At 61.2% G+C, this 16,546-nt stretch carries 16 protein-coding genes and 1 riboswitch; of the genes, 6 read left to right on the top strand and 10 right to left on the bottom strand.

Annotated elements, in window-relative coordinates; translation table 11 throughout:
• Positions 1-191: 191 nt before the first annotated feature.
• The 6 genes from trpA to AAHA39_RS04740 form a co-directional block, all read right to left on the bottom strand.
• Positions 192-998: a tryptophan synthase subunit alpha gene (gene trpA / locus AAHA39_RS04765; protein WP_182927531.1), complete on the bottom strand. Its 807-nt coding sequence runs from the start codon at positions 996-998 to the stop codon at positions 192-194.
• Entirely contained in the window at positions 995-2,188 is a 1,194-nt protein-coding gene (gene trpB / locus AAHA39_RS04760) for a tryptophan synthase subunit beta (protein ID WP_150999066.1), read from the bottom strand. The genes trpA and trpB overlap by 4 nt, the downstream gene beginning before the upstream one ends.
• 76 nt (positions 2,189-2,264) lie before the next feature.
• A complete protein-coding gene (gene trpCF / locus AAHA39_RS04755) occupies positions 2,265-3,761 on the bottom strand; it encodes a bifunctional indole-3-glycerol-phosphate synthase TrpC/phosphoribosylanthranilate isomerase TrpF (protein ID WP_320657132.1) in 1,497 nt (498 codons plus the stop codon).
• Entirely contained in the window at positions 3,761-4,789 is a 1,029-nt protein-coding gene (gene trpD, locus AAHA39_RS04750; RefSeq protein WP_182927532.1) for an anthranilate phosphoribosyltransferase, read from the bottom strand. Before trpD ends, trpCF begins: the two co-directional genes overlap by 1 nt.
• A 15-nt stretch (positions 4,790-4,804) precedes the next feature.
• Positions 4,805-5,404 (bottom strand): aminodeoxychorismate/anthranilate synthase component II, encoded by a 600-nt coding sequence (locus tag AAHA39_RS04745; protein ID WP_005359135.1) that lies wholly within the window; start codon positions 5,402-5,404, stop codon positions 4,805-4,807.
• Entirely contained in the window at positions 5,397-7,031 is a 1,635-nt protein-coding gene (locus AAHA39_RS04740) for an anthranilate synthase component 1 (protein ID WP_182927533.1), read from the bottom strand. The genes AAHA39_RS04745 and AAHA39_RS04740 overlap by 8 nt, the downstream gene beginning before the upstream one ends.
• A gap of 448 nt (positions 7,032-7,479) precedes the next feature.
• Here AAHA39_RS04740 and rnm point away from each other — a divergent pair, with 448 nt between their 5' ends.
• The 5 genes from rnm (at position 7,480) to rluB (ending at position 11,482) form a co-directional block, all read left to right on the top strand.
• On the top strand, positions 7,480-8,361 hold the full coding sequence (gene rnm, locus AAHA39_RS04735; RefSeq protein ID WP_182927534.1) for an RNase RNM: 882 nt from the start codon (positions 7,480-7,482) through the stop codon (positions 8,359-8,361).
• Positions 8,362-8,471: 110 nt separating this feature from the next.
• On the top strand, positions 8,472-9,092 hold the full coding sequence (locus tag AAHA39_RS04730; RefSeq protein WP_043851425.1) for an L-threonylcarbamoyladenylate synthase: 621 nt from the start codon (positions 8,472-8,474) through the stop codon (positions 9,090-9,092).
• Positions 9,085-9,954 carry a segregation/condensation protein A gene (locus AAHA39_RS04725; protein ID WP_182927535.1) on the top strand — a complete coding sequence of 290 codons (870 nt, stop codon included), beginning with the start codon at positions 9,085-9,087 and terminating at the stop codon, positions 9,952-9,954. Before AAHA39_RS04730 ends, AAHA39_RS04725 begins: the two co-directional genes overlap by 8 nt.
• Positions 9,955-9,978: 24 nt before the next feature.
• A complete protein-coding gene (gene scpB, locus AAHA39_RS04720) occupies positions 9,979-10,566 on the top strand; it encodes an SMC-Scp complex subunit ScpB (RefSeq protein WP_033113297.1) in 588 nt (195 codons plus the stop codon).
• Positions 10,559-11,482, top strand: coding sequence for a 23S rRNA pseudouridine(2605) synthase RluB (gene rluB / locus AAHA39_RS04715; RefSeq protein ID WP_042032448.1), 924 nt, complete (start codon positions 10,559-10,561; stop codon positions 11,480-11,482). The genes scpB and rluB overlap by 8 nt, the downstream gene beginning before the upstream one ends.
• 217 nt (positions 11,483-11,699) lie before the next feature.
• Here the strand turns inward: rluB and AAHA39_RS04710 are convergent, their stop codons facing one another.
• From AAHA39_RS04710 to AAHA39_RS04700, 3 genes are all read right to left on the bottom strand, one after another.
• The gene (locus tag AAHA39_RS04710; protein ID WP_182927536.1) at positions 11,700-12,017 is read right to left on the bottom strand and encodes a DUF190 domain-containing protein; all 318 of its coding nucleotides are present in this window, start codon (positions 12,015-12,017) and stop codon (positions 11,700-11,702) included.
• Positions 12,018-12,028: 11 nt separating this feature from the next.
• Positions 12,029-12,412 (bottom strand): fluoride efflux transporter CrcB, encoded by a 384-nt coding sequence (gene crcB, locus AAHA39_RS04705; RefSeq protein WP_182927537.1) that lies wholly within the window; start codon positions 12,410-12,412, stop codon positions 12,029-12,031.
• A gap of 67 nt (positions 12,413-12,479) precedes the next feature.
• A riboswitch (Fluoride riboswitch) is annotated at positions 12,480-12,556 on the bottom strand.
• A 305-nt stretch (positions 12,557-12,861) separates the two neighbouring features.
• Positions 12,862-13,596, bottom strand: a complete 735-nt coding sequence (locus AAHA39_RS04700) for a substrate-binding periplasmic protein (protein WP_182927538.1) — start codon at positions 13,594-13,596, stop codon at positions 12,862-12,864.
• A 171-nt stretch (positions 13,597-13,767) separates the two neighbouring features.
• On the opposite strand from AAHA39_RS04700, the gene tesB reads away from it, so the two are divergent.
• Positions 13,768-14,634: an acyl-CoA thioesterase II gene (gene tesB / locus AAHA39_RS04695; protein WP_042032451.1), complete on the top strand. Its 867-nt coding sequence runs from the start codon at positions 13,768-13,770 to the stop codon at positions 14,632-14,634.
• 78 nt (positions 14,635-14,712) lie between these two features.
• Here the strand turns inward: tesB and aceK are convergent, their stop codons facing one another.
• The gene (aceK, locus tag AAHA39_RS04690) at positions 14,713-16,443 is read right to left on the bottom strand and encodes a bifunctional isocitrate dehydrogenase kinase/phosphatase (protein ID WP_320657131.1); all 1,731 of its coding nucleotides are present in this window, start codon (positions 16,441-16,443) and stop codon (positions 14,713-14,715) included.
• Positions 16,444-16,546 lie beyond the last annotated feature (103 nt).

Genomic DNA, 16,546 nt, shown 5'->3' with positions numbered 1-16,546 from the left:
AATAAATTAGTCATTAGTAGTGTTCAATGTGAGCAAATAGGGTTGACGTAGACTTCCCTCACCCCAGCCCTCTCCCAGAGGGAGAGGGGGTAAAAAGAAAAGGGAGCCGGTCTGGCTCCCTTTCTCATGGTTATGGCGTGGTTATGTGAACTGATAACTCAGGGCCACGGACATCTGACCCCAACCCGACCTTAGCGATTGGTCGCGGCCTTCATCCCTTCCACAAACTCTTTCAGGCGGGTCAGCATATGCTCCGGGTTCTGGTGGTGGGTCTCGATTATCTTCACCACGGCGGAGCCGGAGATGGCACCGGCGGCGCCAGCGGCAATGGCTTCACGCACCTGAGCAGGTTCGCTGATGCCAAAGCCGAGCAGGGCGGGGGGAGCGTTGAACTCGCGCAGGGTATTGATCAGCCCCTCCACCGGCATGCCGGCCTTGGTCTCGGCACCGGTGACGCCCGCGCGGCTCACCAGATAGGTGTAACCATTGCCAAGCTCCGCCACCTGTTTCAGGGTCTCGGCGTCACCATTGGGCGGGGCGATAAAGATGCTGTCGATACCGAACTTGTCGGCGGCCGCCTTGTAGGGGGTGCACATCTGCACCGGCACGTCGGCGACCAGCACTGAATCTACGCCAGCCTGCTGGCACTTCTCGTAGAAGCCGTCAATTTTGCGCACATAGACCAGGTTGGCGTAGACCAAGAGGCCAATGGGCAACTGTGGGTACTTGGCGCGGATGCGGCCAAGCAGCTCGAAGCAGTCATCCGGGGTGGTGTGGCTGGCAAAGGCACGCAGGGCGGCGCCCTGAATGGTGGGGCCATCCGCTACCGGATCGGAGAAGGGAATGCCAAGTTCGAGGGCATCGGCGCCCCCTGCGACCAGCGCATCGACGATGGCTAGCGAGAGTTCAGGAGTGGGGTCACCCAGCATCACGAACGGCACAAAGGCGCCCTGATTGGCGTCGTCCAGACGGGAGAAGAGTTGTGCGTAACGGTTCATGACAAGGTTCCTTCTTTTTCAAAGATGTCAGCGACGGTGAAGATATCTTTGTCGCCACGGCCGGAGAGGTTGACGATGAGCACCTGCTCTTTTTCCGGTTCACTGCGGGCCATCTTGAGGGCGTGGGCCAGCGCGTGGGAGGACTCCAGCGCCGGGATGATGCCTTCGGATTTGGCCAGCTCCTGGAAGGCGTCCAGCGCCTCCTTGTCGGTCACCGAGGGGTACTCGGCGCGGCCGATGGCGGCCAGATGGGCGTGCTGCGGGCCGACGGAGGGGAAGTCGAGCCCCGCCGAGACGGAGTAGGACTCCTGGATCTGGCCCTGAGTGTCCTGCATCAGGTAGGAGTGCATGCCAAAGAAGACCCCCTTGCTGCCGTGACCGAGCGGCGCGCCGTGCTCGCCACTCTCGATACCGTGACCACCCGGCTCGACGCCAATAAGGCGCACCGACGGCTCATCGATAAAGTCGGCAAACATGCCGATGGCGTTCGAGCCGCCGCCGACACAGGCGATCACCGCATCGGGCAGTCGCTCTTCCTTCTCGAAGCACTGGGCCTTGGCCTCTTCGCCGATCATCTTCTGGAACTCCCGCACGATGGTGGGGAAGGGGTGCGGGCCGGCGGCGGTCCCGAGCAGGTAGTGGGCCGACTCGTAGTTGGCGGCCCAGTCGCGCAGCGCCTCGTTGCAGGCATCTTTCAGGGTGGACGAGCCGGAGTGCACCGGAATAACGGTGGCGCCCATCAGCTTCATGCGAAATACGTTGGGCTTTTGGCGCTCGCAGTCCTTGGCCCCCATATAGACCCGGCACTTGAGGCCGAGCAGGGCACAGGCCAGCGCAGTGGCGACGCCATGCTGACCGGCGCCGGTCTCGGCGATGATCTCGTTCTTGCCCATCCGCTTGGCCAGCAGCGCCTGACCCAGCACCTGGTTGGTCTTGTGGGCGCCGCCGTGCAGCAGATCTTCACGCTTCAGATAGAGACGGGTCTTGGTGCCCTTGGTCAGATTGCGGGTCAGGGTGAGCGGGGTCGGGCGACCGGCATACTCGGTCAAGAGCGACTGAAACTCCGCGATAAAGGCCGGATCATCCTTGGCGTCGACAAAGGCTTTTTCCAGCTGGAGCAGGGCCGGGATAAGGATTTGGGGCACATACATGCCACCAAATTCACCGAAAAACGGGTTGAGCAGGGTCATAGACTATTCCTTGTATTTATAGGCTTAAGCGATTCATTCATTTGGTGCATGTGTTTAGCTGGTTCGCAGCGCTTTTTCACAGTTGGCGCAGTGCGCCGAAGGCGGCTGCAATCTTGTGCGCATCCTTCTGGCCCGGGGCACTCTCTACCCCGGAGTTGAAATCAAGGCCGAGGCAGCCCACTTGCGCCGCCTGCAGGGCGTTGTCGGGATTAAGGCCGCCCGCCAGCATCAGTTTGCTCTTGTCGAGCGTGGCCAGCATGGCCCAGTCAAATGCTTGACCGGTGCCACCGCTCTGGCTGCCTACTTTGGTATCGAGCAGCAGCCGATCGGCCGGGTAGTCGAGGGCGGGCAGCGGCTCGCCACTTGTGACACCTACTGCTTTCCAGATCTGGCAGCCAGCCGGCAGCAGCGCGCGCAGTCCCTCGATATAGGCGGCATCTTCATCCCCGTGCAGCTGCACTGCGGCGAGCCCCAGCGCCTCCACCGTCTTGACGATGGTGGCGGGCTGGGCGTTGCGAAATACCCCGACGTAGGAGAGCGGCGCGCCCACCATCACGGCGCGGGCGGCGGGGATGTCCACATAGCGCGGGCTTTTGGCAACAAAGATAAGACCCCCGAAGACCGCACCCGCCTGATGGGCGGCGGCGGCATCCTCGGCGCGGGTGAGGCCGCACACCTTGTTCTGGCCCAGAGTGAGCTTGCGCACCGCAGCCTCCAGATCCGGCTCGGCCATCAGGGATGAGCCCACCAGAAAGCCCTTGGCGTGGTGGCGCAGATCCGCCACCTGAGCGCGGTGGTTGATGCCGGATTCGCTGATCACCACCCGATCGCTTGGAATGTCTTTGGCCAGCTGTTTGGTGCGGTTGAGATCGACGCTCAAGTCGCGCAGATCCCGGTTGTTGATGCCAATCACCGGCGCCCCCAGCGCGATGGCGCGGGTCAGCTCCTCCTCGTTGCTCACCTCGGTGAGCACGCCCAGGCCCAGCTCCTTGGCCACCGCGAACAGGGCGCGATAGCCCTCGTCGGTGAGCACGGAGAGCATCAAGAGGATGGCGTCTGCCTGATAGTGGCGGGCCAGATAGACCTGATAGGGGTCAATCATGAAATCCTTGCAGAGCACCGGCTGCGATACGCGGCTGCGCACCCGCGGCAAAAAGGCAAAATCCCCCTGAAAGAACTTCTCGTCGGTCAGCACCGAGATGGCGGTGGCGTATTTGCCATAGATGTCGGCGATCGCCTCCGGGCTGAAATCGTCGCGGATCAAGCCCTTGGAGGGGGAGGCCTTCTTGCACTCCAGAATGAAGCGGGTGGAGCCCGCCTTGAGCGCGCCGACGAAATCCCGATCGCTGGGGGTCAGCGCACTCTGGAAGCTCTCCTGCGGCTGGGCCAGCTTGCGGGCGGCAACCCACTCCTGTTTGGCCGCCACGATCTTGCCTAGGATGGTCTGGCTGATGGAGGTCATGTTCAGAAAAGCATGGGGGGCAATAAGGTCTGACATCTCGTTATCCTTGCGAAACTGGCTCTTGCCCTGTGGGCGTTCTGAATGACTGCTGTGCGGCATGGTGGCTGACATCATGCCTCCTGATGACCCGCGTTCTGATGGCTCAAAGTGGCCAGCCGGGCGGCCAGATCCGCTGCCTTGCCACTCGCCAGCACCGCCAGTACCTCGGCCGCCGCGCTCTTGAGATCCTTCGCCTTGCCCGCCATCAGCAGCAGCGGCGCCACATTGGCTGCGATGGCGGCGTTGTGGGCCGGGGTGCCATGCCCTTCCAGAATGGCGGCGGTGATGGCGCGGTTCTCTTCCGGTTCGCCGCCCTGAATGGCGCTGACCGGATAGGTCTCGAGGCCAAAGTCAGCCGGGGTGATCATAAATTCGCGGATCTCGCCGTCACGGATCTGGGCCACCTGGGTCGGGCCGTGGATGGCGATTTCATCCAGCCCGGCACCGTGCACCACCATACCGGTTTTCAGCCCCAGTGCCAGCAGGGTTTCTGCAATGGGACGCACCAGTTCGGGGGCATAGACCCCCATCAGCTGATAGGTGGGGCGAGCGGGGTTGATAAGCGGCCCCAGCACGTTGAACAGGGTGCGGGTCTTGAGGGCTTGGCGCACCGGCATGGCGTGGCGCACCCCGGCGTGGTACTGGGGGGCGAACAGGAAGCAGATGCCGAGCTCATCCAGGCAGCGGCGCGCCTGTGACGGGCTCATGTCGAGCTTGATGCCCATCTTGTCGAGCAGATCACTCGAACCCGATTTGCTCGAGACCGAGCGGTTGCCGTGCTTGGCCACTTTCAGGCCGCAGGCGGCGGCGACCAGTGCCGAGGTGGTGGAAACGTTGATGGTGTTGAGGCCATCGCCACCGGTGCCGACGATGTCGCAAAATTCATAGTCCGGACGCGGGAAGTCGCGCGCTTCTGCCAAGAGGGCCTCGGCGGCACCGGCGATCTCCTCCGGGGTCTCCCCCTTGATCTTGAGGGCGGTCAATAAACTGGCGAGAACTATGGGATCCACTTCGCCACGTACCACCTGGCCGAAGGCGTCGCGGGTACTTTCACGGCTCAGAGACTGACCCTGATAGAGGGTGTTGAGATGATGATGCATGTTGGTCTCCTTACCTTACCGCACGCTGCTTTCTGGACGGGTGATATGGGCGAGCGCCTGAGTCAGCAGGCGGGCCCCTTCCGAGGTCATGATGGATTCCGGGTGGAACTGGAAACCCAGCACCCGCTCATCCTGCTGCTCGATGGCCATGGGCATGCCCTGATAGTGGGCAATCACCGTCAGCTCTTCCGGTACATAGGTAGCGACCAGCGAGTGGTAGCGGGCTACCGGCAGCGGGCTCGGCAGACCGGCGAAGGCACCGTGGCCGTTGTGCTCAATCAGCGAGCGCTTGCCGTGGACGATCTCGCCCGCCGCACCGACGGTGCCGCCGTAGGCTTCGCACAGGGCCTGATGACCGAGGCAGATGCCGAGGATGGGCACCTGACCGCGGGCCAGCTTGATGAGGTCGATGAGGCAACCCGCCTCATGGGGGGCGCCCGGGCCCGGCGAGAGCACCAGCACGGCGTCCCCTTCGCAGGCGGCGATCTCGCTCATGATGCGGCTCGCCGGCAGGCTGTTGCGGTAGATCCGCACCGGATAACCGAGGGAGCGGAACTGGTCGACGAGGTTGTAGGTAAAGGAGTCGAAGTTGTCGAGCAGGAAGATGTTAGTCATGGCTCACGTCCTTATGTTGCTCCTGCTGGGCGCTCAGGGCTTGCAGGGAGGTGCCATGGCTGGCGGCGATGGCGGCCAGCACGGCGGCCGCCTTGGCGCGGGTTTCGTCCGCTTCGGCTTGCGGCTTGGAGTCATAGACCACCCCGGCACCGGCCTGTACGTGGGCCACGCCATCTTTGACAAACGCCGAGCGGATGACGATGCAGGTATCCATTTCGCCAGCGCCGTTGATGTAGCCGACCGCGCCGCCGTAGCTGCCGCGGCGCTTGCCTTCCACCATGCGAATAAGTTCGCTGGCGCGAATTTTGGGGGCGCCGGTGAGGGTGCCCATGTTCATGCAGGCCTGATAGGCGTGCAGGGCGTCAAGGTCGGAGCGCAAGGTACCGACCACCTTGGAGACCAGATGCATCACGTGGCTGTAGCGATCCACTTTCAGCAGCTCCTTGACGTAGCGGGTGCCCGGCTCCGAGATGCGGGCGATGTCGTTGCGGCCCAGATCTACCAGCATCAGGTGCTCGGCCACCTCTTTCTCGTCCTGACGCAGTTCCAGCTCGATACGGCCGTCGAGATCGCGGTTGATGCTGCCATCGGGGTTGAAGCCGCGGCGGCGGGTACCGGCGATGGGATACATCTCCACGTCGCGGCTGGTGGCGCAGAACTTCACTGCGCTCTCGGGGGAGGCGCCAAACAGGGTGAAGCCCTCATCCTGCACGTAGAACATGTAGGGGCTGGGGTTGGTCTGTTTGAGGCGGCGATAGGCGGCGATGGGGCTGGGGCAGGGCAGGGAGAAGCAGCGGGACGGCACCACCTGGAAGATGTCGCCGCGGCGGATAAAGCCCTTGAGCTTCTCCACCTCGGCGCAGAACTGCTTGTCGCTCTTGTCCACGCTGATGCCGCCGGTGAGGGCCGGGGTTGCCGGTTCCTGTTGCGGTGCCTGCTGGCAGGCTTGCTTGAACCGGGCGAGACGCTCGCTCAGGCGGTGGTATCTGTCCTCAACCCGGCTCTCGTCGCTGTCGCCGCCAAAGATGCAGGCAATCAGCTGGGTGGTGCGCTCGATATGGTCGATGGTGATCAGGGTTTCGGCCACGTAGAAGCAGTAGTCGGGGCAGTCGTTGCTCCCCTCCGGTACTTCGGGCAGATCTTCAAAAGAGGCGATGAGGTCGTAGGCGAAACTGCCCGCCATAAACAGCGCCTCTTTACCGAGCTGGCAATCAAGCTCCCGTTGCAGGGTGCGCAGCACGTCCAGCACGCTGATCCCCTTGAGGCGGCTGTCTTCGTCCTGCTCCCGATCGGAGGCCGGGAAGTCGAGCTGCAGCTCGCCGGCCACCAGGCTCTGGATAACGGCGGCGGGCAGGCGCTCGGTCAGCAGGCTCTGCAACTGGGCGCCGTTGTCGTTCAGGCTGCGCACCCGCACGGTGCGGCCGCGGCACTCGATGCGCAGGCAGGCATCGACCAGCAGCAGGCTCTGTTTGCCTGCCTTGGAGTCGATCTCGACCGATTCCAGCAGCAGGGTGTTGGGACGCTGCTGGCAAAACTCGCTGTAGAGTGCCAGCGGATCGGCCACATAGGGGGCGTTGAGTTTGAGGGTATCGAATTCACCCAGAGGAAGGCGGTGCGTGGCTGTCATAGTGCGTTCCCTTGCGTGTGATGCGTGTTACCGATGTTCATGACGTCTAATACCTTGAAAAAGTGCCTTGAAAATGAGGTGGGTTCTGGCGGTTTCAGCAGGGGCGCCATCGCCTGGTCATTACGCTTGTCTGAATTCTCGGTTTCATCACAGCTCCATTTGCCGGATAATAAAAAAGCCCGCTGGGGTCAGCGGGCTTTTTCTTTGGGTTCTTAATTTGCTGTCAGTTTACAGGTACAGCAACGACCACACGCCCGCATGTCAGGGAGTGTGCCACCACCAAATGGTCAGGATGGAAGTCGTTTGCATGATAAAGTCCTGTAAAAAGATGTTTGCAATGAAGTGCCTACAGAAAACGATAAAGCCGCGGCCAAGTCAAGTCGCTTTTTAGCCTTCTTTCACCGATTTTTCATGAATGGTGACCTGACCACGAGAGCGGAATAACCCGATGAGATTCGATCTTCACTGTCATACTACCGCTTCGGATGGCGTGCTGCGTCCCGCCGAACTGGTGCGCCGCGCCGCCGAGAAAGAGGTCGAGGTGTTAGCGATCACTGACCACGATACCCTTGCCGGCCTTGATGAGGCTCGCAGCACCATCGCCGCCGAGCAGCTGCCGCTGCGACTGGTGAACGGGGTCGAGATCTCCACCGGCTGGGAGCATCACGAGATCCATATCGTGGCGCTCGGGGTGGATGAAAAAAATCCGCAGCTGACCGACTTTTTAACTGGCCAGCAGGCTCGCCGTGAAGAGCGCGCGCAGGAGATCGGGCGCCGTCTGGAGAAGTGCCTCATCCCCGGCACCTATGAAGAGGCCAAAGCGCTGGCCGGTGATGCCGCCGTGACCCGGGCCCACTTTGCCCGGGTGCTGGTGGCGCGCGGGGTGGCCGACAACATGCAAAAGGTATTCAAGAAGTACCTGAGCCGGGGCAACAAGGGGTATGCTCCTGCCCAGTGGCCCGAGATGGGCGACGCGATCACTGCGATTCACGCCGCGGGCGGGCTGGCGGTGTTGGCCCATCCCAGCCGTTATGATCTCACCGCCAAGTGGATCAAGCGCTTGCTGGTGGCCTTCAAGGCGGCAGGCGGCGATGCCATGGAGGTCTCGCTGCCCCAGCAGAGCCCGCAGGAGCGGGCCAATCTGGGCCAGTGGGCGAACGAATATGGTCTGGCCATTTCGGTGGGGTCCGATTTTCACTTCCCCTCTAACTGGACCGAGCTGGGTCGCCACCTCTGGCTACCCAAAGAGGGGACGCCGCTCTGGCTGGTCTCTCCCGATCACTTCGGGCTGAGTCAGGAAGAGCATGCGGCTCTGGTGGCCAGCTGCTGACCGGCGGCAAGAGACGAATTTTAAAGCAAAATTGTAAGTGAGTGCCGTGGAGCCCGGCTCCATGGCCATCAAGCGGGCAGATGTTGCTGCCCCCATTGCGAGAACAAGGTATGAGTCAGCACTTTTACGTACATCCGGAAAACCCGCAGGCGCGTCTGATCAGCCAGGCGGTGCAGATCATCCAGAACGGCGGCGTTATCGTCTATCCGACCGACTCAGGCTATGCGCTGGGCTGCCACATGGGTGACAAGGGGGCGCTGGAGCGCATCTGCCGCATCCGTCGTCTCGACGCGAACCACGATTTCACCCTGGTGTGCCGCGATCTTTCCGAGATCGCCACCTACGCCAAGGTGGACAACGGCGCGTTTCGCCTGATCAAGAACAACACCCCGGGTGCCTACACCTTCATCTTCAAGGCGACCAAAGAGGTGCCGCGCCGCCTGATGAACGAGAAGAAGAAGAGCATCGGGATCCGGGTGCCGGACAACAGGATTGCCCAGGCGCTGCTGGAAGCCCTCGGCGAGCCGCTGCTCTCCACCTCGCTGATCCTGCCGGATTCCGAGATGGCGGAGTTCGACCCGGAGGAGATCTACGACAAGCTGGGCAAGCAGATCGATCTGGTGGTCAACGGTGGTTATCTGGGCGAGCAGCCCACTACTGTCGTGGACTTCTCCGACGATGACCCGGTAGTGCGCCGTCGCGGTGCCGGAGACCCGACCCCGTTTGAGTGATACCGCAGATCCTGTGACGACCAGCACCGGCGATAACGGCGCGGGCGTCACACCTCCCATCGCGAAAGTCCTGGGGCAGCCCTACCACGAGCTGCCCCAGGACTTGTTCATCCCGCCCGATGCGCTGGAGGTGTTCCTCGATACCTTCGAGGGGCCGCTCGATCTGCTGCTCTACCTCATCCGGCGTCAGCAGCTCGATATCCTCAACCTGCCGATCCTGCAGATCACCGCCCAGTACATGGAGTACGTGGAGCTGATGCAGGGGCTCAATCTGGAGCTGGCGGCCGAATATCTGCTGATGGCGGCCTGGCTGGCCGAGATCAAATCCCGCCTGCTGCTTCCCAAGGCGCCCGAGCTGGAGGACGAAGAGGAGGGGGAAGATCCCCGTGTCACCCTTATTCGCCGCCTGCAGGAGTACGAGCGCTACAAGGTGGGGGCGGAGCGGGTCAGCGAGCTGCCGCGGGTGGAGCGGGAGATCTTTATCGCGGCCGCCCTGCCGCCCGATTTTGGCGATCTCAAGCCGCTGGCGCCCGATGTTTCGCTGGTTGAGCTCGCCCTTTACATGCAAAGTGTGGTAAAACGCGCGACTCATTTTGAGCATCACCAGATCCGCCGCGAACAGATCCCGACCCGGGTGCGCATGGCGGAGATCCTCGCCATGCTCTCGCTGGGCCAGACTCTGCGTCTTGAGCAGGTGCTGCGTGCCGAAGAGGGGCGCATGGGCGTGCTGGTGACCTTTCTGGCGCTGCTGGAGCTGTGCAAGGAGCAGCTGATCTGGATTTTGCAGGCCGAGCCTCTGGGTCCGATCCATTTTGCCCTGGCCAGCCAGAACGAGGAGGGGGAGCGTGGTCTTGCCCATTGAGATGGCTTTTGCGAGGAACGCCCAATGGCGCTGCCAGCTGAACGATTAAAGACGCTGATCGAGGCGGCCCTCTTTGTCGCCGGGCGTCCGCTCAACGTCAGCGAGCTCAAAGGCAGCGTGCTGGCCGACTATCCGGTCACCACCCGCTACGTGCAACTGCTGCTGGCGGAGCTCAAACAGGATTACAGCGAGCGGGGCGTCGAGCTCAAGGAAGTCGCCTCCGGCTGGCGCTTTCAGGCTCGTCAGGATTATGCCGAAGAGCTTTCGCGGCTCTGGAGCGAGCGGGCGCCCCGCTACTCGCGCGCCGTGATGGAGACGCTGACGCTGATCGCCTATCGTCAACCCATCACCCGGGCCGAGATCGAAGCGATCCGCGGGGTCGCGGTCTCGAGCCAGATAGTGAATACCTTGAAAGATCGTGGCTGGGTGCGCAGCATAGGCCACAAAGAGGTGGCGGGTCGCCCCGAGCTGCTCGCCACCACCAGAGCATTTCTGGATTACTTTAATCTGCAGAGTCTGGAGCAGCTCCCCGAGCTGGATCCCGAGCTGCAACCCCCGTTGTCCGCCATGTTTACGGGCAGCGATCAACAATCAGGTAACCCCGATGAGTGAAAAACTGCAAAAAGTGTTGGCCCGCGCGGGTCACGGCTCCCGTCGTGAGATGGAGGCCCTGATCACCGCAGGTCGGGTCAGTGTGGATGGCAAGGTCGCCACGCTGGGGGATCGCGTCGAAGTGAACGCCGTGATCCGGGTGGATGGTCACCAGGTCAAGACCCGTGCCGCAGAGGAAGTGATCTGCCGCGTGCTGGCTTACCACAAGCCGGAAGGGGAGATGTGTACCCGTCACGATCCGGAAGGTCGTCCTACCGTGTTTGATCGCCTGCCCAAGATGGAAGGGGCCCGCTGGATTGCGGTCGGTCGCCTCGACGTCAACACCTCAGGTCTGCTGCTGTTCACCACCGACGGTGAGCTGGCCAACCGCCTGATGCACCCGAGCCACGAAGTGGAGCGTGAATACGCGGTGCGCGTGTTTGGCGAGATCACCGAAGCCATGCTGCAGCGCCTGCGCAAGGGCGTGCAGCTGGAAGACGGCATGGCCAAGTTCAACAAGATCAAGCCGGCTGGCGGCGAGGGTCTGAACCAGTGGTTCAACGTCACCCTGACCGAAGGTCGCAACCGTGAAGTGCGCCGACTGTGGGAATCCCAGGAAGTGCAGGTGAGCCGCCTGATGCGGATCCGCTACGGCGACGTCAAGCTGGATCGTGCTATCCCGCGCGGCGGCTGGCAAGAGCTGAAACTGCCGGAAGTGAACTACCTGCGCGGTCTGGTCAACCTGCCGCCGGAGACCGAATCCAAGGTTGATCTGCAGCAGGATGGCAAGAGCAGCCGCCACAAGCAGGCTGCCCAGATCCGTCGCGCCGTCAAGCGCCACAAGGAGCTGCAAGGCAAGGAGCCCCGTGCTCGCGCCACCACCGCCCGTCGCAAGCCGCAAGCCTCTACCCGCAACTCCGGCACCGGCAGCAAATAAGCGCCGTTTGTCCGTGACGCACGCCGAATAGGTGTGCAATCTTGCCAAAAAGCCCGCACCAACTGGAGCGGGCTTTTTTTATCTAACGCAACCATCGGATGGTTGGCGCCTAGGTTGCTGTAGCGCAGGAACAGGCAGTGAAAGAGTAAAGTCGTGTGCTAAAGCTATATCGCCTCTTATGCCAGACAAGAGGCGATATAGCGATTTGATTACCAGATTAGCGATCGCCAGACATCCCGAACTCTATGGGCATCAAGGTATAAAACACACTCGTGTTGTGCTTATTTAGCAGGTCGAATATGAGGTTTACCTCGTTGTCAGTGACTGAAAACGTCACTTCCAATGGCTGGTCTGACAGTTCGAAAAAGTGAGCCGAGTGCAGACGCCGGTCATGCCCAAGTCCTTCATTGGCAGCCAACAGGGTGGCACCCTGAATACCGAGCTCTTTAGCCTGCTCGACCAGCCATTGTGCCAATGGTTGACCCTCGATTGAGCGATCCTGGCGAGTGTAAAATGTTAATTGATAGCCTTGCATAGATACTCCTGTCACATCCGTTGCAGCATTGACATTGACCACATGCCGGCAAGAGTCATAGCCAGCGAACCCAGTACATGGACACAAATCGCCCCCCCTGCCCAAGCCAATCGACCGGCCTGCAGTAATGAAGTGACTTCAGCAGAGAATGTTGAAAAGGTCGTTAACCCGCCGAGAAAACCGGTGATCACCAGCAGCCGCCATTCAGGGGGGAGATTGGGGTTTGCGGAAAAGAAAGCGATAGCGATCCCGATCAGGTAGCCTCCCAGCAAGTTTGCCACGAGAGTGCCCAGCGGGAGGGTAGGAAAGATAGCGTTCAGGGATGTGCCCAGTAGCCAGCGAAATATGGCACCGCACGAGGCGCCAACGCTGATGGCAAGAATCGAATTAAGCATATAAATCGTCCTTTAGTGCAGAGACTCCAGGACAGTGGTGCATATGCTACGCAGCCCTGACCTGGACTGAAACGTAGGCATCATTAGCCACAACGGCGGTTTGTGTGCGTATGCATGTGGAGGAATGCCATCTCCAGTGCATGGATTGTATCTTTCGCAGAGAAAAAGTCGAGCCGCGGTTTGGTGTTGTCGGCCAGCCATGGTGGCAAGCAGGTCATCCAGGCAGATCCCGTCCAATTCGATGATTTTTGCATCCATGTAACGAGTTACAGGCTCGCTGTATCACCAGTGAAATAATCCCATAAGTGGTTGCAGAGTGAGTCACCAAATAGCGGGGTGGCAACTGCTTCCGATCCTGCGGTATTTATGGTGCTGATGCGGCCAGGCTGTGTTCTTGGGCCAAGGGGAGGAAGTTGTTGCGGTCTCTGCGAGCCGGAGGGGCAGTCGGGTCAGTAGGCCTGAGCGTTCCATTTGTCGTTGAAGTCGTGGATAAACTTCTCCCCCTCTTCGTTGCGAGAGGTGACCAGATAGAAGGTGACGTTCTGGCGAAACAGCGAGAGGCGGTAGAGGGCGGCGCTGTCCTCCTCCGAGAGGTTCTTTTTCGAGGTGTCGTTGATGGGCACCAGATCGACTTTGCCCTTTTTCAGCAGCTCGACGCACTGGTTGAGGCGGTTGGTGGTTCTGACGATCAGCCCCTGATCGTTGATGACCCGCTCGATGGCGTCGGAGAACCACCCCTTGGGCACGCAGGCGGTTTTTTGCTGCCAGGACGGGGATTCCAACCCCTTCTTGTCGGGCGTGGTGTACCAGGACTGGATATCGAAGGCGATGGGGGTGCTGAACAGCAGGCTGTTGCTGCGCTCGTTGGTCCAGGTAAAGGGGAATGCCGCGATGGCGTTGCCCAGCTCGATGTTTTTAAGTCCGCGTGGCCAGGGCTGATAGGAGATCTGCAGATCCGGGTGGCCAGCCTCTTTGAGAATGGTGAGCACCTTGCTTGCCAGCTCGCCGCCGTTGGCCAGCTCCGCAGAGGAGTAGGGGGGCAGTTCGCCGGTGATGATCACCGCGCTCTGCACCGCGCTGGCAGGGAGCAGCGAGAGCGCAAGGAGAGGGGCAAGCAGCGGATGGCGCAGGCGAAAAAAAGAGGGGTGAGCGACAGAGAGGGTGAGTGGATAACGAACGTGCATGGCTGGTGACCTCGCCTCTATCGACTTTTTCAGATTAACGGTTTCACCGGGGAAAAAACAGATTCGAAGCGCACTGTTTCTGCGGTTGTTGGGCGACATGAACGGACGCGTGGCGGTTGCTCTGCTCCGGTGAGCTTGTTAGCCTGTGCGGCTCTGACAGAGGAGTGAACAATGAGCAAGGTACTTGATGGGCTGCTGGCGTTGCTGGCGCTGGAAAAAATCGAGGAGGGCCTGTTTCGGGGCCAGAGCCAGGATCTCGGTCTGCGGGCCGTGTTTGGCGGACAGGTAATGGGGCAGGCCTTGTCAGCCGCCAAGCAGACGGTCGAGACCGGCCGTCAGGTTCACAGTTTTCACTCCTACTTCCTGCGTCCGGGGGATGTGACCCGTCCCATCGTCTATGACGTGGAGAATATCCGTGACGGCCAGACCGTCTCCACCCGCCGGGTCAAGGCGATTCAGGGCGGCAAGCCCATCTTCTATCTCAACGCCTCGTTTCAGGTGCCGGCCGATGGCTTCGAGCATCAGGCGCAGATGCCCACCGGCATCACTCCGCCGGAGGAGCTCAAGAGCGAGCTGGAGCTGGTGCGCCCCTACGAGAACCTGATCCCGGCCTCCCTGCGGGACAAGATCCTCTGCGAGCAGCCCATCGAGATGCGCCCGGTGACCCTGGTCGACCCTATTCGGCCGACGGTGCAGGATCCGGTGCGTCACGTCTGGTTCAAGGCCAATGGCCAGATGCCGGACGATCTGCGGGTGCACAAATACCTGCTGGCCTACGCCTCCGACTTCAACTTCCTGCTCACCTCGCTGCAGCCGCACGGGGTGTCGTACTGGGAGCCGGATATGCAGGTGGCCACCATCGATCACTCCATGTGGTTCCACCGGGATTTCCGCTTCGACGACTGGCTGCTCTACGTGGTAGACAGCCCGAGCGCCAGCAGTGGTCGCGGTCTGGTACGCGGTCAGTTCTTCACCCGCGATGGTGTGCTGGTGGCGAGCACCATGCAGGAGGGGGTGATCCGCCGTCGCGGCAGTTAAGGCGCAAAGCGGATAGCAAAACGGGGTGGCTTGGGCCACCCCGTTTTCGTTGCTGCGATGTGCGCGGGCGCTGCGGGATCAGCCGCCGCGCTGGTATTTGAAGCGCTTCTTGCGCCGGTAGGGATAGACATCCTCGAACACCCCCACCTTGATATTGCTCTGCAGCATCTTCCAGTAGTTGGCGTCGAACATCTCCTTGTGCAGCTGCAGCATGATCTCCCGCACCTGCGGCTTTTTTTGCAGCAGGAAGGTGGCGAACTCCTCGGGGAAGATGTCGTTGGGGGCCACCGAATACCAGGGCTCGGCGCTCCACTCATCCTCGGGGTAGCGCGGCGGCGGGATCTGGCGGAAGTTGCACTCCGTCATGTAGCAGATCTCGTCGTAGTCGTAGAAGACCACCCGGCCGTGGCGGGTGACGCCGAAGTTCTTGAACAGCATGTCCCCCGGGAAGATGTTGGCCGCCGCCAGCTGCTTGATGGCGTTGCCGTACTCCTCCAGCGCTAGCCGGGTCTGCTGCTCGTCCGCCTTGTCCAGATAGAGGTTGAGCGGGATCATCTTGCGCTCGGTGTAGAGGTGCTTGATCACCAGCTTGTCGTCGGTGATGGTGAGGGCCGACGGCGCCACCGTTTTGAGCTCGGCAAGGAGCTCCGGTGAGATGCGATCCAGTGGAAACTCGAAGTTGGTGAACTCCTGGGTATCGGCCATGCGGCCCACCCGATCGTGCTGTTTGACCAGCCGGTACTTCTCTTTGACCTGCTCGTGGCTCACCTCCTTGGGCGGGGTGAACTCGTCCTTGATCACCTTGAACACCACGTCGTAGGAGGGGAGGGTAAACACGCTCATCACCATCCCCTTGATGCCCGGCGCGATGATGAACTGATCCCGACTCTGGGCCAGATGGTGGCGGTAGTGGCGATAGAGCTCGGTCTTGCCGTGCTTCTGGCAGCCGATGGCGTTGTAGATCTCGTAATCGGGCTTGTGGGGCATGATCTGGCGCAGAAAGGCGACAAACAGCGCCGGTTCGCGGGCATAGACCATAAAGTAGGCGCGGGCGAAGCCAAAGACGATGGAGGCGAGATCCGGCTCGAAGATGACGGTATCCACATAGATGCTCTGGCCGGTGCTGAGCAGAGGCAGGATAAAGGGGAACACCTGATCCTTTACCCGAATAAGCCCCACCAGATAGGCCCCCTTGTTGCGGTAGAACACCTCTTTCAATAGCTCGATGGCAAACGGCTCATCATGAAGGATTTGCGGGCCATTCTCGGCAAGATGGCGGTGGATGTCGACAATATCCCGCTGCTTGTCCTCATAGGGGAGGGTGAAACTGTAATCCCCCAAAAGCTGGCTCAGGGTCTGCGGCAGATGGGCCAGATCGGTGCGATAGATGCGCAGCAATGCGCCGAGATCGGGCTTGTCGCCGCGGCTGACGAAGGGGTGGATATAGAGGTTCTCGTCGCGGATATTGCGATGGCGAAAGATGCGGCGATAGACGGAGTTGAAGAAGGACTCCGCCACCTCGAAGTTCTCGCACTTGGGCAGCAGATCGCTGAAGGCCCCCTTGACCCGCTTGAGCAGCTCCTGAGTGGCGTGGTGCTCTCCCATCATCTGGCGGATGGAGCTGGCGGTGGCCCCCACATGGTGGTCGTAGAGGCGAATGCGCTCGCGCCCCGCCAGCTGCACTCCCAGCCAGTCACTGTTCTCGAAGCGGCTCTTGCTGCCGCGGGTGATCTCGAGAAACCGGCTGTAAAACGACTCGAACCGTTGCAAGATGGTCTCGGCGACGGCCTGTTCCAATGGCTGCTGCATCTCTCTCTTCCTTGTGATTTTTCGGGCCGAATGCACCGGAAAACGGGCGCAAAAAAGGCGTGCGTCAGGCCACTATGGCAACATTGAAACATCTGTTCAAGTG

The organism is Aeromonas sp. SE22 (assembly GCF_038739755.1).
Lineage (GTDB): Bacteria > Pseudomonadota > Gammaproteobacteria > Enterobacterales > Aeromonadaceae > Aeromonas > Aeromonas jandaei.
The sequence above is the reverse complement of the archived record's forward strand: the minus strand, read 5'-3'. Positions and strand labels throughout refer to the sequence as shown.